At 69.1% G+C, this 26,220-nt stretch carries 23 protein-coding genes; 16 read left to right on the forward strand and 7 right to left on the reverse strand.

The genetic code is table 11. The annotated features are described in order from the left end of the window. Positions 1-8: 8 nt before the first annotated feature. Together FB381_RS09990 and FB381_RS09995 are read right to left on the reverse strand one after the other, a co-directional pair. Positions 9-1,262: an RNA polymerase sigma factor gene (locus tag FB381_RS09990; RefSeq protein ID WP_246088046.1), complete on the reverse strand. Its 1,254-nt coding sequence runs from the start codon at positions 1,260-1,262 to the stop codon at positions 9-11. Further along, positions 1,259-1,747, reverse strand: coding sequence for a YciI family protein (locus FB381_RS09995; RefSeq protein WP_141780151.1), 489 nt, complete (start codon positions 1,745-1,747; stop codon positions 1,259-1,261). The genes FB381_RS09990 and FB381_RS09995 overlap by 4 nt, the downstream gene beginning before the upstream one ends. Before the next feature lie 69 nt (positions 1,748-1,816). Between FB381_RS09995 and FB381_RS10000 the strand changes: the two genes are divergently transcribed. Then, on the forward strand, positions 1,817-2,587 hold the full coding sequence (locus tag FB381_RS10000) for a GNAT family N-acetyltransferase (protein ID WP_141780152.1): 771 nt from the start codon (positions 1,817-1,819) through the stop codon (positions 2,585-2,587). Here the strand turns inward: FB381_RS10000 and FB381_RS10005 are convergent, their stop codons facing one another. After that, positions 2,588-3,532, reverse strand: coding sequence for a D-2-hydroxyacid dehydrogenase family protein (locus FB381_RS10005; RefSeq protein ID WP_141780153.1), 945 nt, complete (start codon positions 3,530-3,532; stop codon positions 2,588-2,590). Positions 3,533-3,641: 109 nt separating this feature from the next. On the opposite strand from FB381_RS10005, the gene FB381_RS10010 reads away from it, so the two are divergent. Together FB381_RS10010 and FB381_RS10015 are read left to right on the forward strand one after the other, a co-directional pair. Next, a complete protein-coding gene (locus tag FB381_RS10010) occupies positions 3,642-4,274 on the forward strand; it encodes a ClpP family protease (protein ID WP_141780154.1) in 633 nt (210 codons plus the stop codon). Beyond that, entirely contained in the window at positions 4,271-4,876 is a 606-nt protein-coding gene (locus tag FB381_RS10015; protein WP_141780155.1) for a ClpP family protease, read from the forward strand. Before FB381_RS10010 ends, FB381_RS10015 begins: the two co-directional genes overlap by 4 nt. A 3-nt stretch (positions 4,877-4,879) precedes the next feature. Here FB381_RS10015 and FB381_RS10020 read toward each other — a convergent pair whose 3' ends face one another. Then, a complete protein-coding gene (locus tag FB381_RS10020) occupies positions 4,880-5,200 on the reverse strand; it encodes a helix-turn-helix domain-containing protein (protein WP_141780156.1) in 321 nt (106 codons plus the stop codon). Positions 5,201-5,452: 252 nt separating this feature from the next. Here FB381_RS10020 and FB381_RS10025 point away from each other — a divergent pair, with 252 nt between their 5' ends. Together FB381_RS10025 and FB381_RS10030 are read left to right on the forward strand one after the other, a co-directional pair. Further along, positions 5,453-5,974, forward strand: a complete 522-nt coding sequence (locus FB381_RS10025) for a hypothetical protein (RefSeq protein ID WP_141780157.1) — start codon at positions 5,453-5,455, stop codon at positions 5,972-5,974. Between the two features lie 151 nt (positions 5,975-6,125). Continuing rightward, positions 6,126-6,626 carry a hypothetical protein gene (locus FB381_RS10030; protein ID WP_141780158.1) on the forward strand — a complete coding sequence of 167 codons (501 nt, stop codon included), beginning with the start codon at positions 6,126-6,128 and terminating at the stop codon, positions 6,624-6,626. A gap of 9 nt (positions 6,627-6,635) precedes the next feature. On the opposite strand, the gene FB381_RS10035 is transcribed toward FB381_RS10030, so the two are convergent. Then, positions 6,636-7,319 (reverse strand): MBL fold metallo-hydrolase, encoded by a 684-nt coding sequence (locus FB381_RS10035; protein ID WP_141780159.1) that lies wholly within the window; start codon positions 7,317-7,319, stop codon positions 6,636-6,638. Positions 7,320-7,470: 151 nt separating this feature from the next. Here FB381_RS10035 and uvrA point away from each other — a divergent pair, with 151 nt between their 5' ends. Both uvrA and FB381_RS10045 read left to right on the forward strand, forming a co-directional pair. Next, complete coding sequence (uvrA, locus tag FB381_RS10040; protein WP_425465442.1) at positions 7,471-10,464, forward strand: excinuclease ABC subunit UvrA; 2,994 nt, start codon at positions 7,471-7,473, stop codon at positions 10,462-10,464. Positions 10,465-10,536: 72 nt separating this feature from the next. Next, a complete protein-coding gene (locus FB381_RS10045) occupies positions 10,537-10,950 on the forward strand; it encodes a Rieske (2Fe-2S) protein (RefSeq protein ID WP_141780160.1) in 414 nt (137 codons plus the stop codon). A 155-nt stretch (positions 10,951-11,105) separates the two neighbouring features. On the opposite strand, the gene FB381_RS10050 is transcribed toward FB381_RS10045, so the two are convergent. Both FB381_RS10050 and FB381_RS10055 read right to left on the reverse strand, forming a co-directional pair. Then, complete coding sequence (locus tag FB381_RS10050) at positions 11,106-12,389, reverse strand: tetratricopeptide repeat protein (RefSeq protein WP_141780161.1); 1,284 nt, start codon at positions 12,387-12,389, stop codon at positions 11,106-11,108. Between the two features lie 78 nt (positions 12,390-12,467). Then, complete coding sequence (locus FB381_RS10055; protein ID WP_141780162.1) at positions 12,468-13,502, reverse strand: LacI family DNA-binding transcriptional regulator; 1,035 nt, start codon at positions 13,500-13,502, stop codon at positions 12,468-12,470. Between the two features lie 238 nt (positions 13,503-13,740). Between FB381_RS10055 and FB381_RS10060 the strand changes: the two genes are divergently transcribed. From FB381_RS10060 to secG, 9 genes are all read left to right on the forward strand, one after another. Continuing rightward, positions 13,741-17,670 carry a GH92 family glycosyl hydrolase gene (locus FB381_RS10060; protein ID WP_246088047.1) on the forward strand — a complete coding sequence of 1,310 codons (3,930 nt, stop codon included), beginning with the start codon at positions 13,741-13,743 and terminating at the stop codon, positions 17,668-17,670. Positions 17,671-17,736: 66 nt separating this feature from the next. Continuing rightward, positions 17,737-19,713 (forward strand): excinuclease ABC subunit UvrC, encoded by a 1,977-nt coding sequence (uvrC, locus tag FB381_RS10065; protein WP_141780164.1) that lies wholly within the window; start codon positions 17,737-17,739, stop codon positions 19,711-19,713. Positions 19,714-19,717: 4 nt separating this feature from the next. Continuing rightward, positions 19,718-20,584, forward strand: coding sequence for an RNase adapter RapZ (gene rapZ / locus FB381_RS10070; RefSeq protein ID WP_141780165.1), 867 nt, complete (start codon positions 19,718-19,720; stop codon positions 20,582-20,584). Positions 20,585-20,586: 2 nt separating this feature from the next. Continuing rightward, entirely contained in the window at positions 20,587-21,567 is a 981-nt protein-coding gene (locus FB381_RS10075) for a gluconeogenesis factor YvcK family protein (protein ID WP_141780166.1), read from the forward strand. Between the two features lie 79 nt (positions 21,568-21,646). After that, positions 21,647-22,633, forward strand: coding sequence for a DNA-binding protein WhiA (whiA, locus tag FB381_RS10080; RefSeq protein WP_141780167.1), 987 nt, complete (start codon positions 21,647-21,649; stop codon positions 22,631-22,633). 183 nt (positions 22,634-22,816) lie between these two features. Further along, complete coding sequence (gap, locus tag FB381_RS10085; protein ID WP_141780168.1) at positions 22,817-23,815, forward strand: type I glyceraldehyde-3-phosphate dehydrogenase; 999 nt, start codon at positions 22,817-22,819, stop codon at positions 23,813-23,815. Between the two features lie 38 nt (positions 23,816-23,853). Beyond that, positions 23,854-25,077, forward strand: coding sequence for a phosphoglycerate kinase (locus tag FB381_RS10090; RefSeq protein WP_141780169.1), 1,224 nt, complete (start codon positions 23,854-23,856; stop codon positions 25,075-25,077). Further along, positions 25,077-25,883, forward strand: coding sequence for a triose-phosphate isomerase (gene tpiA, locus FB381_RS10095; RefSeq protein WP_141780170.1), 807 nt, complete (start codon positions 25,077-25,079; stop codon positions 25,881-25,883). Before FB381_RS10090 ends, tpiA begins: the two co-directional genes overlap by 1 nt. Positions 25,884-25,925: 42 nt before the next feature. Next, a complete protein-coding gene (secG, locus tag FB381_RS10100) occupies positions 25,926-26,156 on the forward strand; it encodes a preprotein translocase subunit SecG (RefSeq protein ID WP_141780171.1) in 231 nt (76 codons plus the stop codon). Positions 26,157-26,220: the final 64 nt, after the last annotated feature.

Consider the following 26,220-nt stretch of genomic DNA (forward strand, 5'->3'; position numbering starts at 1 on the left):
AGTAGAACTCACCGGCGCGCATCGCGGAGCACCGCGGCCTTGGAGATCAGGAAACGTCGCTCGGCGAGGTTGGTGGCGCGCACCGAGGCGAGGTCGTACGCCGCGGCAGCACCGTCGAGGTCGCCGGCGAGCTCGAGGAGGTGAGCGCGCACCGCCGGCACCCGAGGATGGTCGGCGAAGCCGGCGTCGCCCGCGTCGGCACAGCTCCGCAGGAGCTCGTTGAGAAGCGCGAGCGCGGGGCCCGCCCCGTCGGCGTAACCGACGGCGACCGCCCTGTTGAGCGTCACGACCGGCCCCGGCGCGACCTCCTCCAGGAGTCCGTAGAGCGCGGTGATCTGCACCCAGTCGGTCTCCTCGGCCGATCGCGCGCGATTGTGGAGCGCGGCGATCGCGGCCTGGATCTGATAGGTGCCGGGCCGACCGGAGCCGATGACCCTGCCGATCAGGTCGACGCCCTCGGCCGTGGCCTCGCTCCGCCACAGCGACCGGTCCTGGTCGGCCAGCGGCACCACCGCACCATGGGCGTCGATGCGCGCCGGGCGGCGAGCGTCGAGCAGCAGCATCAGCGCCAGCAGCCCGCCGAGCTCGCCGTGGCCGCTTCCGGTGATCCGGGAGAGCGCGGTGCGCGCGAGCCGAGCCAGCCGGATCGCCTCGGCGCACAGGTCGACCCGCTGGAGATGGTCGCCCTCGGTCGCGACGTACCCCTCGTTGAAGAGGAGGTAGAGCACCTTCAGCATCGCCGGGATCCTGGCGGAGAGGTCGGCGGTGCCGTCGATCCCGAGCGAGCGGCCCTTGATGGTCGCCTTCGCCCGCGAGATCCGCTGCGCCATCGTCTTCTCCGGCACGAGGTAGGCGTGCGCGATCTCCCGGGTGGTGAGGCCACCCACGGCCCGCAGCGTCAGGGCGACCGCGGAGGCCGGGGTGAGGCTGGGATGGCAGCAGAGCAGGAGCACGTCGAGGGAGTCGTCAGCGGCGTACGTCTCCTGGCCCTCGGGCTCGGCGAGATGGTCGGCACGCTCCCGGTCGCGCCGGCGCGACTCGCTGCGCTTGGCGTCGACGAGCCGGCGCACCGCGGTGGTGACCAGCCAGCCGAGCGGCTGCTCCGGGATGCCCCGCTCCGGCCACGTACGCACTGCCTCGATCAGCGCCTCCTGCACCGCGTCCTCGGCCGTGTCGAAGTCGCCGCAGCGGCGGGTGACGATGGCGACGACCTGCGGCGTGAGCTCACGCAGCAGGTCGCCGCCAGGCATCGGGTCGCTCACTCGATGCTCGCCTCGCCGAAGGCGATGGTGTCCTCGACCGAGGAGCCGTCGGTGCCGTGATACATCCGGCGCACCTGGACGGGCTGCTGGGTCGACCGCCCACCGGCGCCGGGGACGGCGGAGTAGAGCCCGGCGATCTCCAGCGCGCGCGCCTCGGTCTCGGCGTCGATGATCATGTAGCCGGCGACCCACTCCTTGAACTCCTGGAACGGGCCGTCGGTCACGGTCGTGTCGGTGCCGTCGGAGGTGACCACGAACGCCTGGTCGGGCGGCGTGAGCGCCTCGAGCTGCACCAGCTCGCCGGAGTCGGTCAGCGCCTTGTTGAGCCGCTCGTAGTAGCTGGCGTGGCCCTGCAGCTCCTCGGCGCTCCAGCCGGCCATCCCGCCGGGAGTCTTGTCGACGCCGCCGGTGTAGTTCAGGATCATCAGGTAGCGAGGCATGTCCTCACCCTTCCACTTCGGACGCTCCTGGTGAGCGTCATTCATGAGGGGAACGGAGCCGGCCGGGCGATAACTACATGCTTTCGGGGTCGAGATCGGCCTAGTTTTCTCGACATGCTCAGGGCCTATGACGAACAGCTGCGAACCGATGCCGAGACCGCCGGGGCGGTGAGGGTGACCCGGCACGGGCCGCTGCGGCTGGCCACCTTCGGTGGTGGCCGGGGATTCATCTCCTACCAGGACCTCGACGGCGCCGACGTGACCCGGATCGAGGAGCTGGTCTCCGTGGCGGTCGCGCACTTCGACGCCGACCCCGCGATCGAGGAGGTCGAGTGGAAGACCCGCGGCCATGATCATGCTGCGGGGCTTCACGATGCGCTGCTGCGGCAGGGGTTCGCACCCGAGGACCCGGAGTCGATCATGATCGGTGAGGCGGTGCTCCTGGCGGTCGACGTGCCGCTGCCGGAGGAGGTCAGCCTGCGTGCGATCACCAGCGAGGAGGACGTACGCGCCGCCAGCATCGTGCAGGACGCCGTCTTCGGCACGCCGCCGTCGGAAGCCCGGGTCGCCAACCAGCTGCGGGGGATCGCGGCGGGGGAGAGCGAGATGTGGGTCGCCGAGGCGGCCGGCGAGATCCTCAGCGCCGGGCGGATCGACCTCGTCGAGGCCACCGAGTTCGCCGGCATCTGGGGCGGCGCCACCGTGGAGAGCTGGCGTGGCCGAGGCATCTACCGAGCTCTCACCGCTGCCCGGGCCCGCACCGCCATCGCCCGCGGCAAGCGCTTCATCCACAGCGACTCCACCGAGTTCTCCCGCCCCATCCTGGAGCGCTCGGGTCTGGTGAAGGTCGGCACCACCACGCCGTACGTCCGGCGCCGCAGCTGATCAGCCGGGCGGCGGCGCCAGAGCGCGGATCGGGTCGCCGGCCAGCCAGGCTGTGATGTCCTCGACGGCGCCGCCGTAGAAGCGGCGGTAGTTGTCGTCGGTGACATAGCCGAGGTGAGGCGTGGCGACCACGGTGGGGAGGCTGCGGAGGGTGTCGTCGGCCGGAAGGGGCTCGACGTCGAAGACGTCCAGGCCGGCGCCGGCGATCGTGCCGGCGCGCAGGTGCGCGATGAGCACCTCGGTGTCGACCAGCCCGGAGCGGGAGGTGTTGACGAGGTGGGCCGTCGGCTTCATCCGGGCGAGGTCGGCGTCGGCGACGATGTGCCGCGTCGTCTCGGAGAGCACCAGGTGGACCGAGACGACGTCGCTGGTCTCGAACAGCGTGGCCTTCTCGACCGCGCGCACCCCGACCGCCCCGGCCCGCTCGGCGGTGAGATGAGGACTCCAGGCGACCACGTCCATCCCGAACGCCTGCCCGACGGCTGCGACCCGGCTGCCGATCTTGCCGAGCCCGAGCAGGCCGAGAGTGCGCCCGTGCAGGTCGCTGCCGACGGTGTTCTGCCAGGCGCGGCTGGTCGCCTCGGTGACGATGTGGCGGGTCAGCGCGTGGATCAACGCCCAGGTCAGCTCGACCGGCGGATGCGGGCTCGACGGGGTGCCGCACACCGTGACGCCGAGCCGTGCGGCCGCCTGCAGGTCGATCGAGGCGTTGCGCATCCCGGTCGTGACCAGCAGCTTCAGGTGCGGAAGGCGTTGGAGCAGGTCGGCCGGGAACGGCGTACGCTCCCGCATCGCCACCACGATCTCGGCCCCGTCGAGGGCTTGGACGAGCGCGTCCGGCTCGAGGTGGGTGGTGAGCGAGTCGACGTCGACCCCGTCGAGCGAGTCCCACGCGGCGTACGACCTGGCCACGTCTTGGTAGTCATCGAGAATCACACAGCGCACGACGTCAACCTATCGGTGCGGTCGCCGCGGTGCGGGGTTCTGCTGTGGGCAGATCTGCCTGCGGCAGATTCGCTGGTACGCCGCCGCCGGCTGCTCCAGAGTCGAAGACATGACCCAGACACCCATCAGTGCGGGGCCGCTCGACGAGCAGCTGACGGCACGACTCCAGAACCAGCGCATCATCGTGCTCGGCCAGGAGGTCGACGATGCGATCGCCAACCGGATCTGCGCGCAGCTGCTGCTGCTCTCGGCCGAAGACCCGCAGCGCGACATCTCCCTCTACATCAACAGCCCCGGCGGGTCGGTGACGGCAGGGATGGCGATCTACGACGTGATGAACCTGATCCCCAACGACGTCTCCACGCTCGGCATGGGGATGGCGGCGAGCATGGGCCAGTTCCTGCTCACCGCCGGCACCCCGGGCAAGCGCTACGTGCTGCCCCACACCGAGGTGCTGCTGCACAAGGGGTCGGCGGGCATCGGCGGGTCGGCGGCCGACATCGAGGTGCAGGCCACGAGGCTGGCGCGGATGACCGAGCAGATGCTGCGGATCACCGCCGAGCACACCGGGCAGAGCGTCGAGCAGATCGACAACGACTCGTTGCGCGACCGCTGGTTCACCGCTGAGGAGGCACGTGACTACGGGTTCGTCGACGAGGTGCTCGCCGACGTGCAGTCGGTGACCCCGGTGCAGCAGCCGCGCAGCGTCGCCTTCGGTCTCTCTACGGGGGTGGCGCGATGAGCTCGTACACGATCCCCTCCGTTGTTGAGAAGACGAGTCGCGGTGAGCGGGCCGTCGACATCTACAGCCGTCTGCTCTCCGACCGGATCGTCTACGTCGGCACGCCGATCGACGACGGCGTGGCCAACGTGGTCATCGCCCAGCTGCTCCACCTGGAGTCGGAGGCGCCGGAGTCGGAGATCAACCTCTATCTCAGCTCACCCGGCGGCGACCCCACCGCGATGCTCGGCATCTACGACACGATGCAGTTCATCCGGGCCACGGTCGCGACCACCTGCGTCGGACAGGTGGCGGGCTCCGCGGCGGTGCTGCTCGCGGCGGGGGAGCCCGGGCGGCGGATGGTGCTGCCGCACGCGCGGGTGGTGCTGCAGCAGCCCGGGCAGGACGGTCAGCGGGGCGATGTCACCGACCTGCAGGTCGCGGCGAAGGAGATCGCCCGGGTGCGCGCCGAGATGGACGCTCTGCTGGCGCGGCACACCGGTCACGAGCCGGAGAAGATCCACGCCGACACCGAGCGTGACCTGGTGCTCGGAGCCGAGGGCGCGGTGGCGTACGGACTGGCCGATGCTGTGCTGGAGAGCCGCAAGCTCACCGCGGTGTGAGGCTCAGGCAGCCAGGGCGAGCGGGCCGGCCGGGCGGGAGGCGGCACGCAGGGTGCGGGTGACGCGCTCGGTGAGGTCGACCAAGCCGAGGCCGAGCGCTCCGCCGACCGCCTGGAGCATCTCGGAGCTGGGCTCTTTGCGGCCGCGCTCGATCTCGGAGAGGTATTGGGTGGAGACCCCGGCCTCGCCGGCGACGTCCGCGAGGGTGCGTTCCTGGCGGGATCGTTCCTCGCGGATCACCTGGCCGGCGGCTTCTCGCCACAACGGCAGAAATTTGTCTTTGCCCGGCTGTGGATGTCCGGGGAACCTGATCACTTCGCCCATGCCGTCACATTAGCGCTGGTCAGATCGGAGGTCTCGTCATTTCGCCGAGGGCGAACGCGGCTCCGACCTGGGGTGATACCGGTCAGATGATAGATGGCGAGGACTTGTGAGGGACCCCCGACACGCCAATAGTGGTCACCCGGTTTGGATCCTTGTGGGTCTACCGTGCATGTGCAGATACGAAGTCGAGTCAATCTCGGGGGAATTGTGTTGCGTCGTAAGCAGATCGCCTTGGCTGGGATGGCCGCCGGAATGGCCATGACGAGCGTCGGGATCGGTGGGCTGGTCGTCGGAAACGCTGGGGCCGAGGAGCCACCGCCGTCCTACGCGACCGACGAAGGCGCAAGCGAGCTGATCTCACCGGTCTCCCCGGTGGCGCCCCTGGAGAAGTCGGAGAAGTCGTCCCAGACGCCGCAGACCCAGCCCTACAACCGGGCGCCCGGCACGGAGGCACCCGACACGATGCCGGCGAGCCCGCGGGCGATCGAGGAGTCGATCACGGGCTCGACCTCGCCCTACCCCGAGCGTCCCTCGCGGATCCCGACGGAGCAGCGGCCGACGTCCAAGCCGCCGTCGTCGTCGCCGGGCGACCCCAGTGGCTCGCCGACCGAGTCGCCCAGTGACCCGAGCGAGTCGCCGACCGAGTCGCCCAGCGACCCGAGCGAGTCGCCCAGTGAGCCCAGCGAGTCGCCGAGCGACCCGAGCGAGTCGCCGAGCGATCCCAGCGAGTCGCCCGACGACCCCAGCGGCTCGCCCTCCGAGCCGACCGAGTGATCTGCGCGTGACCTGCAGGTGATCCGGGAGCGACCTGCGGCCGACTCGATCGGTCCTGTCGCCCCGGATGCCCCGGGGAGGGTCATGCTCCGGGCGGCTCTGCCCTACGCTGTGCGCCACATCATGCGCGGGGCATGCACAGGGAGTCGAGTTGCAGAGCAAGCAGATCGCTGTCGGGGGCATTCTGGCGGGCGCTGTCGTGGCCGGGCTCGGGGTGGTCGTCCTGCTCGGCAGCCTGGCCGAGGCCGAGCAGCCTGATCAGGAGCCGGTCACCGGGTTCGAGGATGTCGGCACGGGATACTCCGAGGTGGAGCCCCTGCCGCGCTCGCGCGCCTCGACGCCGACCGAGAAGCCATCGGCCGAATCCTCCGAGGGGGCGAGCCCGGAGGCCGTGAGCGAGCCCGAGCCGGAGGCGTACGTCTCGCGCGAGCCGGGCACGGAGCCGACCGGCGCGCCGGACTCCCCGTCGGCTCCGCCGGCGAGCGCCGAGCCCACGAAGCCCGGCGGGTCGGAGCCGACCTCCCGGCCGACCCGCACCACCGAGCCGGAGCCGACCGAGGAGCCGAGCCCGTCAGACCCGACGACGGAGCCGGAGCCGACCGAGACGCCCACTCCGGCGCCCGATCCGCACGAGGTCATCGAGATCGACTAGCTGACCGGGTCACCAGCCGCGCTCGCGCCACTCGGCGAGGTGAGGCCGCTCCGCGCCGAGGGTGGAGTCGTCTCCGTGCCCGGGGTAGAACCAGGTCTCGTCGGGGAGGGTCGCGAAGATGCGCTCCTCCACGTCGTCGAGCAGCTGGGTGAAACGTACGGGGTCCTTCTGGGTGTTGCCGACGCCGCCCGGGAAGAGGCTGTCGCCGGTCCACAGGTGGGGAGTGCCCTCGGGGTCGCGGTAGACGAGCGCGATCGAGCCCGGTGTGTGCCCGCGCAGCGCGATCACCTCCAGGGTGCAGTCGCCGACCGTGACCGTGTCGCCGTGGGCGACGGGGCGCGAGATGCGTACGCCGGTGGCCTCGGTGATCGCAGCCTCGTCGGGTTCACCGGCGACGGTGGCGGCGCCGGTGCTGGCGACCACGTCGGCCAGGGCGCGGTGATGATCCCAGTGCTGGTGGGTGGTGACGACGGTGGCGAGCCGGTCGCCGATCAGGGGGCGCAGCGTGTCCGGCTCGGCGGCGGCGTCGACGAGGAGCTGCTCGCCGGTGGCCCGGCAACGCAGCAGATAGCAGTTGTTGGACATCTGCTCGTCGACCGCGACCTTCGTGATGCTCAGCCCGGCGAGCTCGCGGGAGTCGGCCGGTCCGCCGGGTTTCACGGCGCCTGTATAAGTGGAGGGGACATCGCTCATGCGTCTATGCAAGCACGCCGGACAACGCGGCAGGCAAAATTGTCGGTGCTCCGTGAGAGGGTGCAATCTGAGAGTCTTCTTGGCGTCGTATGATGCGAACATCTGTTCGACGCGGTAGCGCGATGCGATAGCACAGGACGAGGAAAAGAACGTGGTGGAGCAGCAGCTGGTCATCCGGGGAGCCCGGGAGCACAACCTGAAGGATGTCTCTCTCGACCTGCCCCGAGACTCGATGATCGTGTTCACGGGGCTGTCGGGCAGCGGCAAGTCGAGCCTCGCCTTCGACACCATCTTCGCCGAGGGGCAACGACGCTATGTCGAGTCGCTCTCGGCCTACGCCCGCCAGTTCCTCGGCCAGATGGACAAGCCCGACGTCGACTTCATCGAGGGGCTCTCTCCGGCGGTCTCGATCGACCAGAAGTCGACCTCGAAGAACCCTCGCTCCACCGTCGGCACCATCACCGAGGTCTACGACTACCTCCGTCTGCTCTACGCGCGCGCGGGGCGCCCGCACTGCCCGGTGTGCGGCTCGCCGATCGAGCGGCAGACGCCGCAGCAGATCGTCGACCACGTCCTCACACTGGAGGAGGGGCGCCGGTTCCAGGTGCTCTCTCCGGTGATCCGGGCGCGCAAGGGGGAGTACGTCGAGCTCTTCAGCCAGCTGCAGCAGCAGGGATACTCGCGTGTGCGGGTGGACGGCGAGACCCACCAGCTCGACGCGCCACCGAAGCTGGAGAAGCAGAAGAAGCACACCATCGAGGTGGTCATCGACCGGCTCGCGGTCAAGGAGTCCTCCAAGCGGCGGCTGACCGACTCGGTCGAGACCGCGCTGGAGCTTGCCGGTGGTCTGGTCGTCTTCGACTTCGTCGACAGTGGCGAGCAGATGAAGTTCTCCGAGCGGATGTCGTGCCCCAACGACCACCTGCTCGACACCGACGAGCTCGAGCCGCGCTCGTTCTCGTTCAACTCTCCGTTCGGGGCCTGCCCGGCGTGCACCGGCCTCGGCACCAGGATGGAGGTCGACCCCGAGCTGGTCGTCCCCAACCCGGCCGCGACGCTGTCCGAGGGCGCGCTGCAGCCGTGGTCGCAGGCCCACGTCGCTGACTACTTCCTGCGGCTCCTCGAGGCGCTCGGCGGCGAGCTCGGCTTCGACCTGGAGACGCCGTGGCACGACATCTCGGCCGCGGGCCAGAAGGCGATCCTCGACGGTCACGGCCACAAGGTGCATGTGGTCTCGGTGAACCGCTACGGCCGCCGCCGATCCTACGACGCCGAGTTCGAGGGCGTACGCCGCTGGGTGGAGCGACGCCACAAGGAGGCCGAGTCCGACACCACCCGCGAGCGCTTCGAGGGCTACATGCGCCAGGTGCCGTGCCCGACCTGCCACGGCACCCGGCTCAAGCCGGTCTCGACCTCGGTGACGCTGGGGGAGCGGAGCGAGGGCGGTCTCAACATCGCCGAGCTGTGCGCGCTCCCGCTCAACGAGGCCGCCGAGTGGCTCGACACCGTCGAGCTCAGCGGCCGCGAGCGGCAGATCGCCGAGCAGGTGCTCAAGGAGATCCAGGCGCGGCTGCGCTTCCTCCTCGACGTCGGCCTCGACTACCTCTCCCTCGAGCGGCCCTCGGGGTCGCTCTCCGGTGGCGAGGCGCAGCGGATCCGGCTGGCCACCCAGATCGGGTCCGGTCTGGTCGGGGTCCTCTACGTGCTCGACGAGCCGTCCATCGGGCTCCACCAGCGCGACAACCACCGCCTGATCGAGACGCTCCAGAGGCTCAAGCGCCTCGGCAACACGCTCATCGTCGTCGAGCACGACGAAGACACCATCAACGTCGCCGACTGGGTCGTCGACATCGGCCCCGGGGCGGGTGAGCACGGCGGTCAGGTGATCCATTCCGGTCCGGTCAAGGAGCTGCTCGCCAACGAGGAGTCGATGACGGGCCAGTATCTGGCGGGTCGTCGCGAGATCGCCGTCCCGGCCGTACGACGGCCGCGCACGGCGGGCCGCGAGCTGACCGTCCACGGTGCCCGGGAGAACAACCTCAAGGACATCGACGTCACCTTCCCGCTCGGGCTCTTCCTCGCGGTCACCGGTGTCTCCGGGTCGGGCAAGTCCACCCTGGTCAACGACATCCTCTACACCGCGCTGGCCAAGGAGTTCTACCGTGCCCGCACCGTGCCGGGCCGACACACCAAGATCTCCGGGCTCGACAACGTCGACAAGGTGATCCACGTCGACCAGTCCCCGATCGGGCGTACGCCGCGGTCCAACCCGGCCACCTACACCGGCGTCTTCGACCACATCCGCAAGCTCTTCGCCTCCACCCCGGAGGCCAAGATGCGCGGCTATCTGCAGGGCCGCTTCTCGTTCAACGTCAAGGGCGGCCGCTGCGAGGCCTGCTCGGGTGACGGCACGATCAAGATCGAGATGAACTTCCTGCCCGACGTCTACGTCCCGTGCGAGGTCTGCCACGGAGCGCGCTACAACCGCGAGACGCTCGAGGTGCACTACAAGGGCAAGTCGATCGCCGAGGTGCTCGACATGCCGATCGAGGAGGCCGTCGACTTCTTCGCTGCTGTGCCGGCGATCGCCCGCCACATGAAGACGCTGGTCGAGGTCGGGCTCGGCTACGTACGCCTGGGGCAGCCGGCGACCACTCTCTCCGGCGGTGAGGCGCAGCGGGTCAAGCTCTCCTCCGAGCTGCAGAAGCGCTCGACCGGAAAGACCCTCTACGTGCTCGACGAGCCGACCACCGGCCTCCACTTCGAAGACATCCGCAAGCTCATCGGCGTGCTCTCCTCGCTGGTCGACAAGGGCAACACGGTTCTGGTGATCGAGCACAACCTCGACGTGATCAAGACCGCTGACTGGATCATCGACATGGGGCCGGAAGGTGGCAACCGGGGAGGCACCGTGGTCGCCGAGGGCACCCCGGAGACCGTTGCCGCCACCCCCGGCAGTCACACCGGTGGCTTCCTCGCCGCCCAGCTCGAGGGCAAGGCTGCCGAGCAGCCGCCGCTCACGCCGGTGAAGGCGAAGACTGCCCCGGCGAAGAAGGCAGCGGCCAAGAAGTCGACCGCCAAGAAGGGCGCGGCCAAGAGCGCAGCCACCAAGGCGACGACGGGGAAGAAGGTCACCGCGTCCTGAGCAGGCCGAGAATCAGCTGAAGGTTTACGCTCCGCCTCCGATCCTGGCCCGTGGCGCACCTATTCTTGTGACATGAGTGAATCTCGAATCACCCGGCGCAAGGTCGTCACCGGCACCGCGGTGACCGTCGTCGGTGGCCCCCTCCTCGCGGCGTGCGGCGGCAGCGGCGACTCCGGTAGCGGCTCTGAGCCGACCGGGAACGGCCCGTTGATCGCGACCGCCGAGGTGCCTGTCGGTGGCGGAGTGATCGTCGCCGACCGCAACCTGGTGGCCACTCAGCCGACCAAGGGCACCTTCAAGGTCTTCAGCTCAACCTGCCCCCACCAGGGCTGCCCGGTGACCAAGGTCGTCGACGGCACCATCGACTGCCCCTGCCACGGCAGCCGCTTCTCCATCGAGGACGGCTCGGCCACCCAAGGACCCGCCACCGACCCCCTCACCGAGGTCCCCTTCAAGGTCACGGGCGGCGAGATCGTCCCCAGCTGACCCCATCCACGCCGAGACGTCACTCCCGCAGGCCGAAGAGTCACCCGCGCAGGCCGAGACGTCACTCCTGCAGGTCGAGGCGGCATCGAGGTGCCCACTCGGCCTGCAGAAGTGACGCTTCGGCCTGCAGGGGTGACTTCTCGGCTGGGGGCTGGTCAGGTGCGGGCGAGAGCCTGGGTACGCCAGAGGTCGTCGCGGGGGGAGCGGCGGCGGTCGAGGCGGGCGTCGAGAAGGATCCGGGCGTCGTCCCAGCGGTCGGCGCGGAGCAGGGCGGCGATGCGCGCCTCCTCGATGACCTCGCGCTGTGCGTCCGAACCACCGAGGCGGCGGATCGACGGGGCGAGGGCGGCCAGGCGGTCGGCGGCCGCAGAGTGCTGCTCGCGCGCCATCAGGCCGAGCGCGGCGGCGAGCGGGGAGACCACCGTCGCCATCGTCGGGTGCCGGTGGCCGGCGGCCCATGCCCGCAGCTCGTCGAGCGCGCCGATGTCGCCGGTGGCCAGGTGGGTGATCGCGGTGTGCATGGCGAGGAACGGTGTGGCCGGGCGGATCATCGTCTCGCGGCCGGTGACGCGTACGACCTCGGCGATGTCGGGCACGTCGGTGGCCCCGGGGGTGAGCGCCCACCGGAACAGCAGGGAACCGGAGTCGACCAGTGCCCGGCAGCCCAGCGCGTTGCCGGGCTGGAGCTGCGTCTCGTAGCGGCGGCGTACGGCATCCAGGTCGCCGAGCGAGAGCTCGTGCAGCGCGGCGTGCCAGGAGAAGTGCGAGAGGGAGTCGATCTCGGCGCCGTCGCCGAGCACCCACGTCGACATCCAGGCCAGACCGGCCTCGTGGTCACCGGTCTCGTAGTGGGCGTGCGCACGGGCGTGGGCGGAGTGGCCGGCGCCGGGCTCGACGGCGAGCGAGGAGCACGAGAGTGCCATCGCCTCGTCGAACCGCAGCTGCTCCTGGCGTACGAAGGCGAGGAGTCCGGTGTACCACCAGTCGTCGCCGTAGGCCGGAGCCGCACGCTCCACGATCGCCCAGGCCTCCTCGGGCACCTCGGTCGCCCCGGCGAAAGCGATCGTCGGCACCGCGGTCGAGAGCAGGAGAGCGTCACGCGGGAAGGCGGCGAGGTGGTCGATCAGCGGTCGTGGGTTGCCGCCGATGTGGGCGGAGATCGCGTGGACGTGGCTGCGCTCGCGCTCGGTGGTGCGCCGTACGAGCATGTGTGCCTGCCTCAGGCGGGCGCCGATGTCGACAGGAGCGCACATCTCGTGGCCGAGCAGCGCGAGTGCGGCATGCCCGAGCGCGAAGGTCGGGTCGAGCACGATCGACCTCGCGAACGAAGCCAGCGCGCCGTCGCGCAGCCGAAGCACGTCGAGCAGGCCTTGGGAGTAGGCCTGGGCGGCTTCGTCGCTGGTGGTCAGCGCGTATCCATAGCGGTCACGACAGGGCACGTAAGAATACTAGACCACTAGACTTAAAAACCGGGTGACTTGGCCGTGAAGATCCTCAATGATCGGCATCGGTCGGCGTCAGGCCGGCGGCAGCTCGCCTGAGCCCCGCGGGATCAGCCGGGTGCCGATGGTGACCGTCTGTGTCGGGCCGACGGCAGCTCCCGTGATGCGCTGAAAGAGCAGGTGGGCGGCGGCCGCGCCCATCGCGCCGGGATCCTGGGCGACCACGGTGAGCCCGGGTTGGAGGAGGTCGCCGAGCTCGACGTCGTCGAAGCCGACCAGCGCGAGCCGGATCTCGCGCTGAGCGAGCTCGCGCAGCACGCTGACCGTGGTGCGGCTGTTGCCGCAGAGCAGCGCGGTCGCGGGCGAGGGTGCCTCGAGCAGGCGGTCGAGTGCATCGGCCGTCGCGGCGGCCGACGGCACCTCCTGGGTCACCAGGTCATCGTCGAAGTCGATCCCGGCCGATTCCAGGGCCTGCCGATAACCGTGCAGGCGCTCGCCCGCGGTGTAGATCTGCGGCGCGTCGCCGATGAAGCCGATACGCCGGTGGCCGAAGGACAGCAGGTGCTCCACCGCGCGCCTGGTGCCGCCGGCGTTGTCGGTGAGGACCATGTCGGCCTCGATGTCGCCGGGTGGCCGGTCGACGAAGACGACCGGGATGCCGGCCTGCATCTCGGGGAGGAGGTAGGAGTGGCTCGCGCCTGCCGGCACGACGATGAGGCCGTCCACGCGCCGCTCGCAGAACGCGAGCGCCAGCTCACGCTCGCGGGCCGAGTCTTCCGCCGACGACCCGGCGAAGACCATCGTGCGGTGATCTCGCGCGACCTCCTCGACCGCGCGGGACAGGATCGAGTAGAACGGGTCGGCGACGTCCTCGAGGAGCAGGCCGACGGTGCCGGAGCGTCCCTGCCGGAGGTCGCGGGCGCTGGCGTTGCGACGAAAGCCGAGCTTCGCGACCGCCTCCAGCACCGCCGTACGCCGCTCGTCGTTGACGTTGGCCTCACCGTTGACCACGCGCGAGACGGTCTTCAGGCTCACGCCGGCCGCCGCGGCGACGTCTTTCATGGTCGGCCGGCGCTGCTGACGGGTCGTCTCGGGCGGAGGGAGGCTCACGCGCTCAGCGTAGGTCGCCCCTCGGGCGACGACAACGATGTCACCTTCGGCGGTGTGTCGGCCAAGGAGCAAGGGGTCGAAGGCCGGGAAGCACGCGCAACTATGCGGCAAACAGCGTTGACAACGTTGTCATCCCGGTGTTCGATCGCACTGTTCCCCACATGTGAAGGAGATCACATCGATGCACGACTGGGATGCAGGACCAACGAGACGAGGCCGGGTCTATCGCCTGGCTGCGATGATCGCCGCGCCAGCGGCACTGATGCTCGCGACGAGCGGCACCACGCCCGCCTTCGCGACCCCGGAAGCTCCCGAGCCGACCGCGCCGAAGAGCAGCACCGCCGACCCCGAGCACATCGAGGGCGTGGCCGACGGCGACTGGGCGACCTCTTTCGAGGAGGAGGACCCGCAGCCGACGTGGGCCGACCTGGTCGACACCGACGACGATGGCAAGCCCCGTGCACGCGGCGTCGTCGGCCCCGACCCGTCCGGCATCCCCGGTGACATCTCCAGCCACATCACCGAGGCGACGGCGAGCGGCGAGAACCCCGGCGAGGGAGCGGCCGAGCTCGTCGACGGAGACGTCAACAGCAAGTGGCTGACCTTCGACACCAGCGGCTGGGTGACGATCAAGCTCGACCAGCCGATCAACGTGGTGAGGTATGCCCTCACCTCGGCCAACGATGCCGCCGAACGCGACCCGAAGGACTGGGAGATCCAGGGGTCGACCGACGGCCAGAGCTGGACGACCCTCGACAGCCGCACCGGCCAGTCGTGGGCGGAGCGCTTCGAGACCAAGGAGTTCGAGATCGCCTCGCCGCAGGCGTTCGCCTACTACCGGATCGACATCTCCGCCAACCAGTCCGGCGACATCCTGCAGCTGGCCGAGTGGCAGCTCTCCGACGGCTCCGAGCCCCCGCCGCCGCTGGAGAACATGACCAGCCATCCCGACGACGGCCCCGCGTCGGCGTACGCCTCGAAGTCGAAGGTCGGTTTCACCGGGCTGCACACCCTCGAGTACGCAGGCAAGGTCACTCCCGACCGCGGCGGGTTCTCCTACAACCGGGTCTTCGACGTCGACATCGCGGTCGGTCGGACGACCGAGCTGTCCTACCTGGTCTTCCCCGAGTTCATCGAGGGCGACCTGAGCTATCCGAGCACCTACACCTCCGTGGACCTCACCTTCACCGACGGCACCCATCTCTCCGACCTGGGCGCACTCGACGCGCAGGGCTACGAGCTCTCCCCGAAGGGGCAGGGCGAGTCGAAGTCGCTCTACACCAACCAGTGGAACAAGAAGGCCTCCGTCATCGGCGAGGTGGCCGCGGGCAAGACGATCGACCGCATCCTGGTCGCCGTCGACACCCCGAGCGGGCCGACGAAGTTCCGTGGCTGGTACGACGACATCAAGATCACCGCGGCTCCGGAGAGCCCCGAGGTGACCAGCCGCGCCGACTACGCCCTCACCACTCGCGGCACCCACTCCAGCGGCGACTTCTCGCGGGGCAACAACATCCCGGCGACGGCCGCACCCCACGGCTTCAACTTCTGGGCACCGATGACCGACGCGGGCTCGCTGTCGTGGTTCTACCGCTACCACGAGGACAACGACAAGCAGAACCGTACGCGGCTGCAGGCCCTGACGCTCAGCCATGAGACGAGCCCGTGGATGGGGGATCGGCAGACCTTCCAGGTGATGCCCTCGGCGGCGGCCGGCACACCCGACCCCGGTCGCCAGGCACGGTCGCTGAGCTTCAAGCACGAGGACGAGACCGCCCGGCCCTACTACTACAAGGTCGACTTCGACAACGGCCAGCGGGCCGAGATCGCGCCGACCGACCACGCGGCGATGTTCCGTTTCACCTATCCCGGTGACGACGCGAGCCTGGTCTTCGACAACGTCAACAACAACGGCGGCCTGACCCTGGACCCGGCCAAGGGCACGCTCTCCGGTTACACCGACACCCGCAGCGGGCTGTCCAACGGTGCGACCCGGATGTACGTCTACGCCACCTTCGACCAGCCGGTCACCGGCGGCGGCAAGTACGCCGGCGGCGACCGCCCCGACGTACAGGGTCATCTCGAGTTCGACCCCGGCGCGGACAAGACGGTGACGATGCGCATCGCCACCAGCCTGATCGGCACCGAGCAGGCCAAGAAGAACCTCGAGCTCGAGGTCGCCGACGACTCCTTCGACACCGTCAAGGACAAGGCGAAGGCGCTGTGGCAGGACAAGCTCGACATCCTCGACATCGAGGGTGCGACCAAGGACCAGAAGACCACGGTCTACTCCAACCTCGCCCGGCTGTTCCTCTACCCCAACTCGGGCCACGAGAACACCGGCACCGCCGACGATCCGCGCTGGCAGCACGCCGTGCAGTCCACCTCGGACGAGGGCAACCCGCCGGGCACCACGCCCACCCACACGGGCGCGGAGATCAACGACGGCAAGGTCTATGTGAACAACGGCTTCTGGGACACCTACCGCACCACCTGGGCCGCCTACTCGCTGTTCGAGCCCAGCCAGGCCGCTGAGATGGTCAACGGGTTCGTGCAGCAGTACAAGGACAACGGCTGGATCTCACGCTGGTCGTCCCCGGGCTACGCCAACCTGATGACCGGGACGAGCTCCGACGTCTCCTTCGCCGATGCGTACGTCAAGGGTGTCGAGGGGATCGACGCCGAGGCCGCCTACGAGGCCGCCGTGAAGAACGCCACGGTCCGGCCACCGGGCACGGCGACCAACTCCAACGTGGGCCGCAAGGGCATGCAGACCTCGGCGTTCCTCGGCTACACGCCGGCGACGGTGGGCGAAGGCGTCTCCTGGGCGCTGGAGGGCTACATCAACGACTTCGGGATCGGCAACATGGCCGCCGCGCTGGCCGAGCGCGACGGAATCTCCGGAGCCGAGAAGAAGCGCTATACCGAGGAGTCGGAGTACTTCCTCAACCGGGCCCGCAACTACGTCAACACCTTCGACGCCAAGGTGGGCTTCTTCCAGGGCCGCAACACCGACGGCACCTTCAAGAAGTCTCCGGCCGACTACAACCCGCTCGTGTGGGGCAACGACCACGACTACACCGAGACCGACGGGTGGAACTTCGCCTTCCACACTCCGCAGGACGGCCAGGGTCTGGCCAACCTCTACGGCGGCCGTGACGGTCTGGCGAAGAAGCTGGACACCTTCTTTGCGACCCCGGAGACGGGGGAGTACCCCGGTTCCTACGGCGGCATCATCCACGAGATGCGTGAGGCCCGCGACGTACGCATGGGGCAGTGGGGCTTCTCCAACCAGGTCAGCCACCACATCCCGTGGATGTACACCTACGCGGGCCAGCCGTCGAAGACGCAGAAGATCGTCCGCGAGACCCTGCGCCGGATGTACACCGGCTCGGAGATCGGGCAGGGCTACGGCGGCGACGAGGACAACGGCGAGACCTCGGCATGGCATCTGTTCGCCTCCCTCGGTCTCTACCCGCTGCAGATGGGCAGCGAGAACCTCGTGATCGGCTCGCCGCTGTTCACCAAGGCGACGCTGCACCTCGAGGGAGGCAAGGACCTGGTCGTCAAGGCGCCGAAGAACAGCACGGAGAACGTCTACGTGCAGGGCGTCGAGATCGACGGCAAGAAGTGGGACAAGACGTACGTCTCCCACAAGGAGCTCGCCGACGGCGGCACGATCGAGTTCGACATGGGGCCGAAGCCGTCCTCGTGGGGCACCAAGCGGTCGGCCGCGCCCCCGTCGATGACCCACGGGTCGAAGCCGGCCCAGCCGATCGCCGACAGGTCCGGTCCCGGCAAGGGCACGGTCCTGACCAGCGGCGGCGACGGTGAGACCCTGGTCGACAACGACTCCGGGACCGAGACCACCGTGGCCGGCGACGGCTGGGTGGAGCTCCGGCTGAACAAGAAGCGGCTCCCGGTCTCGTTCTACACGCTCACCAACGGGGTCGCGGGCGGCTCACCGGCCGGCTGGGTCCTCAAGGGGTCGAAGGACGGGAAGCGCTGGAAGAAGCTCGACGAGCGCTCCGGTGAGAAGTTCGACTGGCAGCAGGCCACCAGGCCGTTCAAGCTCGACTCGAAGGCGACGTACGACCGCTACCGGATCGAGTTCACCGGATCGGCCGGCGACCGGATCACGCTCTCCGAGCTGGAGCTGCTCGGCTGAGGTGGGTCCGACATCCGAGCCCGCGCCCCGGGCTCGGATGTCGGTGGGCGCCGATAGGCTGGCGATGTGCCAGACCCGCGCAGCTACAAGCCCAAGACGGGGGACATCCCCACCCAACCGGGGGTCTACAGGTTCCGCGACCCCAAGGGGCGGGTGATCTACGTCGGCAAGGCGATCAACCTGCGTCAACGGCTCGCGAACTACTTCCAGCCGATCCCCAGTCTCCACCCGCGTACGGCCACGATGGTCACCACCGCCGCCGGGGTCGAGTGGACCACGGTCAACAACGACATCGAGGCGCTCCAGCTCGAATACACCTGGATCAAGGAGTTCGACCCGCGGTTCAACGTCAAGTACCGCGACGACAAGTCCTATCCCTGGCTCGCGGTCACGCTCTCCGAGGAGTTCCCGAGGGTGATGGTGGGGCGTGGCGCCAAGCGCAAGGGCACCAGATACTTCGGCCCCTACGGCCACGCCTGGGCGATCCGGGAGACAGTCGACATCCTGCTGCGGGTCTTCCCGATGCGCAGCTGCTCCAACGGTGTCTTCAAGCGCAGCCAGCAGATCGGCCGTCCCTGCCTGCTGGGCTACATCGACAAGTGCAGCGCACCGTGCGTCGGCGAGATCTCGCCCGAGGACCACCGCGAGATCGTCGACGACTTCTGCGACTTCATGGCCGGCCAGACCACGACCTTCACACGCCGCATCGAGAAGGAGATGTACGCCGCCTCGGAGGCGCTCGACTTCGAGAAGGCCGCGCGGCTGCGCGACGACCTCTCCGCGATGCAGCGGGCCCTGGAGAAGCAGGCCGTCGTGCTCGGTGACGGCGCCGACGCCGACGTGATCGCGCTGGCCGAGGACCCGCTCGAGGTCGGCGTGCAGATCTTCTACGTACGCGGCGGCCGCATCAAGGGCCAGCGCGGCTGGGTAGCCGACCGGATGGACGACGCCGACACCGCCGGCCTCGTCGAGCACTTCCTGCTCCAGCTCTACGCCGGTGAGGACGCCGAGGCGATCCCGCGCGAGATCCTGGTGCCCGCGCTCCCGCCCGATCACGAGACCCTCGAGGAGCTCCTCTCCGACGTACGGAAGGCGAAGGTCAGGATCCGGGTGCCGCAGCGAGGCGACAAGAAGACGCTGCAGGAGACCGTCGCCAACAACGCCAAGCAGTCGCTCGCGCTCCACAAGACCAAGCGCGCCAGCGACCTCACCACCCGCAACCGGGCGCTGGAGGAGATCCAGGAGGCGCTCGAGCTCGACGAGGTGCCGCTGCGGATCGAGTGCTACGACATCTCCCACCTGCAGGGCACCGAGATCGTGGCCAGCATGGTGGTCTTCGAGGACGGGCTCTCCCGCAAGTCCGAATACCGCCGCTTCGTGATCAAGGGCCAGGACGGTTCCGACGACGTCAAGGCGATGCACGAGGTGATCACCCGGCGGTTCAAGCGGCTCCTCGATGAGCAGTCGACATCGGTGGTCAGCGCGGAGGTCGAGGGAGCCAACGGGCCCATGCTCGTCGACCCCGAGACCGGCCGGCCCCGCAAGTTCGCCTACGCACCGGGCCTGGTCGTCGTCGACGGCGGCGCGCCTCAGGTCGCGGCCGCCCAGCGGGCCCTGACCGAGCTCGGCATCAATGACATCCCGGTCGTGGGCCTGGCCAAGCGCCTGGAGGAGGTCTGGGTGCCCGACGAGGAGGACCCGGTCATCCTGCCGCGCAGCTCGGAAGGCCTCTACCTGCTGCAGCGGATCCGTGACGAGGCGCACCGGTTCGCGATCTCCCACCACCGCGGCCGTCGGAGCAAGTCGATGGTCGAGAGCATGCTCGACGACGTGCCGGGCCTGGGAGAGGTGCGCCGCAAGACCCTGCTGAAGCACTTCGGCTCCCTGAAGAAGCTCCGGGAGGCGAGCGCCGAGGAGATCGCCCAGGTGCCAGGCATCGGGCCCAGCACCGCGACCGCGATCAAGACCGCTGTGGAGCAGACGTCGAAGGGTGGCAGGGTTGGCTCCATCAACGTCACCACCGGCGAGATCATCGAGGAGTAGGTCAATGCACAAGGGTGAGGTCGTCGTCATCACCGGGATGACAGGTGCGGGGCGAAGCACCGCGGCCAAGGAGCTGGAGGATCTCGGCTACTACGTCGTCGACAACCTGCCGCCGAGCCTGCTCCCGCAGGTGGTCGAGCGGGTCGACGCCGCGCGGGGCCCAGAGCAGCCCGTCGCGGTCGTCACCGACGTACGCTCCGGCTCGTTCTTCGCCGAGCTCGAGGAGATCGTGGCGAAGAAGGCCACCGGGCGGCGTACGACCCTGGTATTTCTCGACGCCGCCGACGACACCCTCGTGCGACGTCAGGAGGCCGCCCGGCGGCCACACCCGATGCAGCGCGGCAACGAGCGGCTGCTGGACGCGCTCGAGCGGGAGCGGGTGGTGCTGGCCACCCTGCGAGGCGCTGCCGACCTGGTCATCGACACCACCCAGCTCAACGTGCACCAGCTCACCGCGAGGATCGCCGAGGCGTTCGGCACGCCGGAGCGTACGACGCTGAAGGTGTCGGTGGTGAGCTTCGGGTTCAAGTACGGCATCCCGGTCGACGCCGACTTCCTCGCCGACATGCGCTTCCTGCCCAACCCGCACTGGGTGCCCGAGCTTCGGGGCGGCAACGGGCGCGACAATCCCGATGTCGCCTCCTACGTCTACTCGCGTCCTGGCGCGGAGGAGTTCCTGAGCGGGTATGTTCCGGTGCTCATCGGAGTGACCAAGGGCTACCTCCACGAAGGGAAGAGGTTCATGCGCGTGGCGATCGGGTGCACAGGCGGCAAGCACCGCAGCGTGGCGATGGCGGAGGAGATCTCCAGGCGGCTGCGAGATGCCGGCCTCGACGCGAGGGCGATCCACCGCGACCTCGGACGGGAGTGAGAGTGGCCGGGGCCGACCGGCCCGGGGCGGACGCCCAGGCGGTCGTCGCCCTGGGGGGAGGGCACGGGCTGCACGCATCGCTGAGCGCGTTGCGCCTGCTGGTCGACGACCTGACCGTCGACCAGCTCACCGCGATCGTCACGGTCGCCGACAACGGCGGCTCCAGCGGTCGCCTCAGAGCCGAGTTCGGGGTGCTCCCGCCGGGTGACCTGCGGATGGCCCTGGCCGCGCTGTGCGGCGAGGACCGCTGGGACGACACCTGGGCCCAGGTGCTGCAGCACCGCTTCGCCGGCGAGGGCGAGATGCGTGGCCACAACCTGGGCAACCTGCTCATCGTGGGGCTCTGGGAGCAGCTCGGCGACCACGTCGAGGCCCTCGACTGGGTGGGCAGGCTGCTGGCGGCGAAGGGCCGGGTGCTGCCGATGGCGCTGGTGCCGATGGACATCGTCGCCGAGGTGAGCGGGCTGACCGACGACGACCCCGATCAGCGACGTACGATCCAGGGGCAGGTCGAGGTGGCCACCACCGGCGGCCAGATCGAGTCGATCCGGCTCATCCCCGACAACCCTCCGGCCGCTCCCGACGCGGTCGCCGCGCTCCACGACGCCGAGTGGGTGTTCCTCGGCCCCGGATCCTGGTTCACCTCGGTGCTTCCGCACCTGATGGTGCAGGCGCTGCGCGAGGCGCTGGTGGCCACCTCGGCCAAGGTCGTCGTGGTGCTCAACCTCGCCGAGCAGCCGGGGGAGACCACCGGGTTCGGCCCCGCCGAACACCTTCACGTGCTTCTCGATCATGCCCCTGACCTGCGCATCCATACGGTGCTGGTCGATGCCTCGATCGACGGTCTCGACGAGCTCCATCAGGTCGCCGACAAGTGTGGTGCGCGGGTCGTCGTGGCCGACGTCGCGCTCGACGACGGCACGCCCCGCCACGACCCGGAGCGGCTCGCCGCGGCGTACGCACGGGTGATCGAGGCGGGTTAGCCGGGCGTCAGCGACGACGCGAGAGCACCAGAATTGGAACGGGTTCTATGGTCGTTGACAACGATGAAAGACTCTCGGCATGGCGATGACGGGACAGGTGAAGGCCGAGCTGGCCTCCATCCAGATCACCAAGACGTGCTGCCGGAAGGCAGAGGTGGCCTCGACGTTGAGGTTTGCCGGGGGAATCCACATCGTGGCAGGCAGGATCGTGGTCGAGGCTGAGCTCGACACCGGTCTGGCTGCCCGGAGGCTGAAGCGAGACATCGCCGACGTCTTCGGCCACGAGGCAGAGGTGGCTCTGATCCAGGCGAGCGGCATTCGTAAGGGCAGCCGATACATCGTGCGCGTGGTCAAGGACGGTGAGGCGCTGGCGCGCCAGACCGGCCTGCTCGACCAGCGCGGTCGCCCGGTGCGTGGGCTGCCGCCGGCCGTCGTCTCGGGCGGCGCCTGTGACGCGGTGGCCGCGTGGCGCGGTGCCTTCCTGGCCCACGGGTCGCTCACCGAGCCGGGCCGTTCCTCCTCGATGGAGGTCACCTGCCCGGGCTCGGAGGCGGCCCTGGCCCTGGTCGGAGTGGCCCGCCGCATCGGTATCTCCGCGAAACCCCGAGAGGTGCGCGGCGTCGACCGTGTCGTCATCCGTGACGGCGACGCGATCGGCCAGCTGCTGACCCGCCTCGGCGCCCACGAGTCGCTGATGGCGTGGGAGGAGCGCCGGATGCGCCGCGAGGTGCGGGCCACCGCCAACCGGCTGGCCAACTTCGACGACGCCAACCTGCGCCGCTCGGCTCGAGCCGCGGTCGCGGCGGGTGCTCGGGTGGAGCGAGCGCTGGAGATCCTCGGCGAGGAGATCCCCGACCACCTGCGTCAGGCCGGCAAGCTGCGTCTCGAGCACAAGCAGGCCTCCCTCGAGGAGCTCGGCCAGCTCCACGACCCGGTGCTGACCAAGGACGCCATCGCAGGCCGGATCCGGCGCCTGCTGGCCATGGCCGACAAGCGGGCCGAGGATCTCGGCATCCCCGACACCGAGGCTTCACTGACCGCGGAGATGCTCGCCGAGGACGCCTGACCACACCTCTGCACCACGACTACCGGCCCGAGGCCCTCGACTGATCGAGGGCCTCGGGCCGTTTGCTACTTGTCCGTCTTTTGGAACGATCAAACCCAGTCTCCCGCTGTTCAGAGGCGCTGGGTAGGGTCGTCGCCAGCGGGTGATCCCGCACACATTCTTCGACGCCAACCAGGAGTGCACGTGACAGTTCGAGTAGGCATCAACGGGTTCGGCAGGATCGGCCGCAACTTCTTCCGCGCGGTCCGCGCTTCCGACCTCGACATCGAGATCGTGGGAGTCAACGACCTCAGCGACAACGCCACCCTCGCGACGCTGCTGAAGTTCGACTCGATCCTCGGGCCGCTCGACGCCGAGGTCTCCTCCACCGAGACCGCGATCGTCGTGGACGGCAAGGAGATCAAGGCCTTCGCGGAGCGCGACCCGGCCGACCTCAAGTGGGGCGAGCTCGGTGTGGATGTCGTGATCGAGTCCACCGGTTTCTTCACCGACGCCACCAAGGCGCGCGCCCACGTCGACTCCGGCGGGGCGAAGAAGGTGATCATCTCGGCGCCGGGGAAGAACGACGACGCCACCATCGTGATGGGCGTCAACGAGAAGTCCTACGACCCGGAGAACCACACGGTCATCTCCAACGCCTCGTGCACGACCAACTGCCTGGCGCCGCTGGCCAAGGCCCTCAACGACGGCATCGGCATCAACCGGGGCCTGATGACCACCGTGCACGCCTACACCGCCGACCAGAACCTGCAGGACAACATCCACAAGGACCTGCGCCGCGCCCGTGCGGCCGCGGTGAACGTGGTGCCCACCTCGACCGGTGCCGCCAAGGCGATCGGGCTCGTGCTCCCGGAGCTGAAGGGCAAGCTCGACGGCTACGCCCTGCGGGTGCCGGTACCGACCGGCTCGATCGTCGACCTCTCCTTCGAGGCCTCGCGGGAGACCTCGGTCGAGGAGATCAACTCGATCATGGAGAAGGCGGCCGACGGGAAGTACCTCGTCTACTCCACCGACCCGATCGTCTCCCACGACATCGTCACCAACCCGGCATCCTCGATCTTCGACGCGCCGCTGACCAAGGTGATCGGAAATCAGGTCAAGGTCGCCGCGTGGTACGACAACGAATGGGGTTACTCCAACAGGCTCGGAGACCTCGTCGCGTACATCGGCGCGAGCCTGTGAGGCTGTGGCGGGGATCGCAGGTTAGTGTCTAGCCCGTTATGTCTCTGAATCTCACGCAGCTCATCGAGCAGGGGGTCGCGGGCAAGCGTGTTCTCGTGCGCTCCGACCTCAACGTCCCGCTGGAAGGCACGACGATCACCGACGACGGTCGCATCCGTGCTTCGGTGCCCACGATCAAGGAGCTGGCTGACGCCGGAGCCAAGGTCGTGGTCGTCGCCCACCTCGGGCGCCCGAAGGGCGAGCCGGACCCCCAATACTCGCTCGCGCCCGTGGCGAAGCGTCTCGGTGAGCTGATCGGTGCTGAGGTCGCGTTCGCGACCGACACCGTCGGCGAGTCCGCCCACGCGGTCGTCGACGCCCTCGGCGACGGCCAGGTCGCTCTGCTGGAGAACGTACGCTTCAACGCCGGCGAGACCAGCGACGACGACCATGAGCGGGCGACCTTCGCCAACGAGCTCGCCGGGCTCGCCGATGCGTTCGTCTCCGACGGCTTCGGAGTCGTCCACCGCAAGCAGGCCTCGGTCTACGACATCGCCCTGGTGCTCCCGAGTGCGCAGGGCGGTCTGGTGGCGGGCGAGATCGACGTGCTCAAGCGGCTCACCGAGAGCCCGGAGCGGCCCTACGTGGTCGTGCTCGGCGGCTCGAAGGTCTCCGACAAGCTCGGCGTGATCGACAACCTGCTCGACAAGGCCGACAAGCTGCTCATCGGCGGCGGCATGGTCTTCACCTTCCTCAAGGCGCAGGGCAACGAGGTCGGTCAGTCGCTGCTGGAGGAGGATCAGATCCTCACCGTGCTCGGCTACCTCGAGCGTGCCGAGGAGATCGGCGTCGAGCTCCTGCTGCCCACCGACGTCGTGGTCGCCGACTCCTTCGGTGACGAGGAGTCCGCGCGGGTCGTCCCGGCCAACGCGATCCCGGCCGAGTCGCTCGGTCTCGACATCGGCCCCGAGTCGGCTCAGGCCTACGCTGCCGCGCTCGAGGGGGCCCAGACGGTCTTCTGGAACGGTCCGATGGGCGTGTTCGAGAAGCCTGCGTTCGCCGAGGGCACGCGGGCGATCGCCGAGGCGATCACCACCGTCGAGGGTCTCACCGTCATCGGTGGTGGCGACTCCGCCGCGGCGATCCGTCAGCTCGGCTTCGCCGACGACCAGTTCGGCCACATCTCCACCGGGGGCGGCGCCTCGCTGGAATATCTGGAGGGCAAGACGCTCCCGGGTGTGGCAGTGCTCGAGGCCGCGACCGGCGCGGACGGGCTGATCTGATGGCCAAGAAGGCTCCCGCGGGACGCACCCCCCTCATCGCCGGCAACTGGAAGATGAACCTCAACCACCAAGAAGCGGTGGTGCTGGTCCAGAAGCTCGCCTGGACGCTCTCCGACAAGCGTCACGACTTCGCAGCCGTCGAGGTCTCCGTCTTCCCGCCCTTCACCGACATCCGTTCGGTGCAGACGCTCGTCGACGGCGACAAGATGAAGATCACCTACGGCGCGCAGAACGTCTCGACCCAGGAGTCGGGCGCCTACACGGGCGAGATCTCGGCCTCGATGCTGGCCAAGCTCGGCTGTTCCTACGTGGTCGTCGGGCACTCCGAGTGTCGCGAGCACTTCGGCGAGACCGACGAGACCGTGGCGCTCAAGGCGAAGATCGCGCTCAAGCACGACATCGTCCCGATCGTGTGCGTCGGCGAGGGCCTCGACGTCCGCCAGGCCGGCAACCACGTCGAGCACTGCACCGCTCAGGTCGCGGGCTCGCTGGCCGGGCTCACCGACGCCGAGGCCGCCCAGGTCGTGATCGCCTACGAGCCGGTCTGGGCGATCGGCACGGGGGAGACCGCGACCGCACAGGACGCGCAGGAGGTCTGTGCCGGCCTCCGCGCGCAGCTGGAGAAGCTCTACGGGGCTGAGATCGCCGACGGCGTACGCATCCTCTACGGCGGCTCCGTGAAGCCCAACAACGTCGCCGCGCTGATGCAGGAAGGCGACGTCGACGGCGCCCTGGTGGGCGGGGCGAGCCTCTCGGTCGAAGACTTCGCCGCGATCTCTCGTTACTACGACCTACCAGTGCTGTAGGCCAGTGCTCTAGGCTTGGCGCTCTCCAGATAGGATTCAGACGTGGAACTTCTCTTCACCATCATTCTGGTCATCGCGAGTGCGCTGATGATCCTGCTCGTGCTGCTCCACAAGGGCCGCGGTGGCGGACTCTCCGACATGTTCGGTGGCGGCGTCTCGAGCTCGCTGGGCGGATCCTCCGTGGTCGAGCGAAACCTCGACCGGCTCACCGTCGGCATCGGTGTGATCTGGTTCGCGTGCGTCATCGCGCTCGGCCTGCTGATGGCCTACTGAAACAACCCCCTTCAGCGCACGCGCAATAGCGTCTAAACTCGTTCGACGCTGGGCGGCAGTTGCC

The organism is Nocardioides albertanoniae (assembly GCF_006716315.1).
In the GTDB taxonomy this organism is placed as follows: domain Bacteria; phylum Actinomycetota; class Actinomycetes; order Propionibacteriales; family Nocardioidaceae; genus Nocardioides; species Nocardioides albertanoniae.

What these genes read in the sequence shown, in the direction of transcription:
- FB381_RS09995 (WP_141780151.1), bottom strand. Translation starts at nt 1,747, where the DNA reads ATGAATGACGCTCACCAGGAGCGTCCGAAGTGGAAGGGTGAGGACATG.
- FB381_RS10000 (WP_141780152.1), top strand. Translation starts at nt 1,817, where the DNA reads ATGCTCAGGGCCTATGACGAACAGCTGCGAACCGATGCCGAGACCGCC.
- FB381_RS10010 (WP_141780154.1), top strand. Translation starts at nt 3,642, where the DNA reads ATGACCCAGACACCCATCAGTGCGGGGCCGCTCGACGAGCAGCTGACG.
- FB381_RS10015 (WP_141780155.1), top strand. Translation starts at nt 4,271, where the DNA reads ATGAGCTCGTACACGATCCCCTCCGTTGTTGAGAAGACGAGTCGCGGT.
- FB381_RS10020 (WP_141780156.1), bottom strand. Translation starts at nt 5,200, where the DNA reads ATGGGCGAAGTGATCAGGTTCCCCGGACATCCACAGCCGGGCAAAGAC.
- FB381_RS10025 (WP_141780157.1), top strand. Translation starts at nt 5,453, where the DNA reads ATGGCCATGACGAGCGTCGGGATCGGTGGGCTGGTCGTCGGAAACGCT.
- FB381_RS10035 (WP_141780159.1), bottom strand. Translation starts at nt 7,319, where the DNA reads ATGAGCGATGTCCCCTCCACTTATACAGGCGCCGTGAAACCCGGCGGA.
- FB381_RS10045 (WP_141780160.1), top strand. Translation starts at nt 10,537, where the DNA reads ATGAGTGAATCTCGAATCACCCGGCGCAAGGTCGTCACCGGCACCGCG.
- FB381_RS10060 (WP_246088047.1), top strand. Translation starts at nt 13,741, where the DNA reads ATGATCGCCGCGCCAGCGGCACTGATGCTCGCGACGAGCGGCACCACG.
- rapZ (WP_141780165.1), top strand. Translation starts at nt 19,718, where the DNA reads ATGCACAAGGGTGAGGTCGTCGTCATCACCGGGATGACAGGTGCGGGG.
- whiA (WP_141780167.1), top strand. Translation starts at nt 21,647, where the DNA reads ATGGCGATGACGGGACAGGTGAAGGCCGAGCTGGCCTCCATCCAGATC.
- FB381_RS10090 (WP_141780169.1), top strand. Translation starts at nt 23,854, where the DNA reads ATGTCTCTGAATCTCACGCAGCTCATCGAGCAGGGGGTCGCGGGCAAG.
- tpiA (WP_141780170.1), top strand. Translation starts at nt 25,077, where the DNA reads ATGGCCAAGAAGGCTCCCGCGGGACGCACCCCCCTCATCGCCGGCAAC.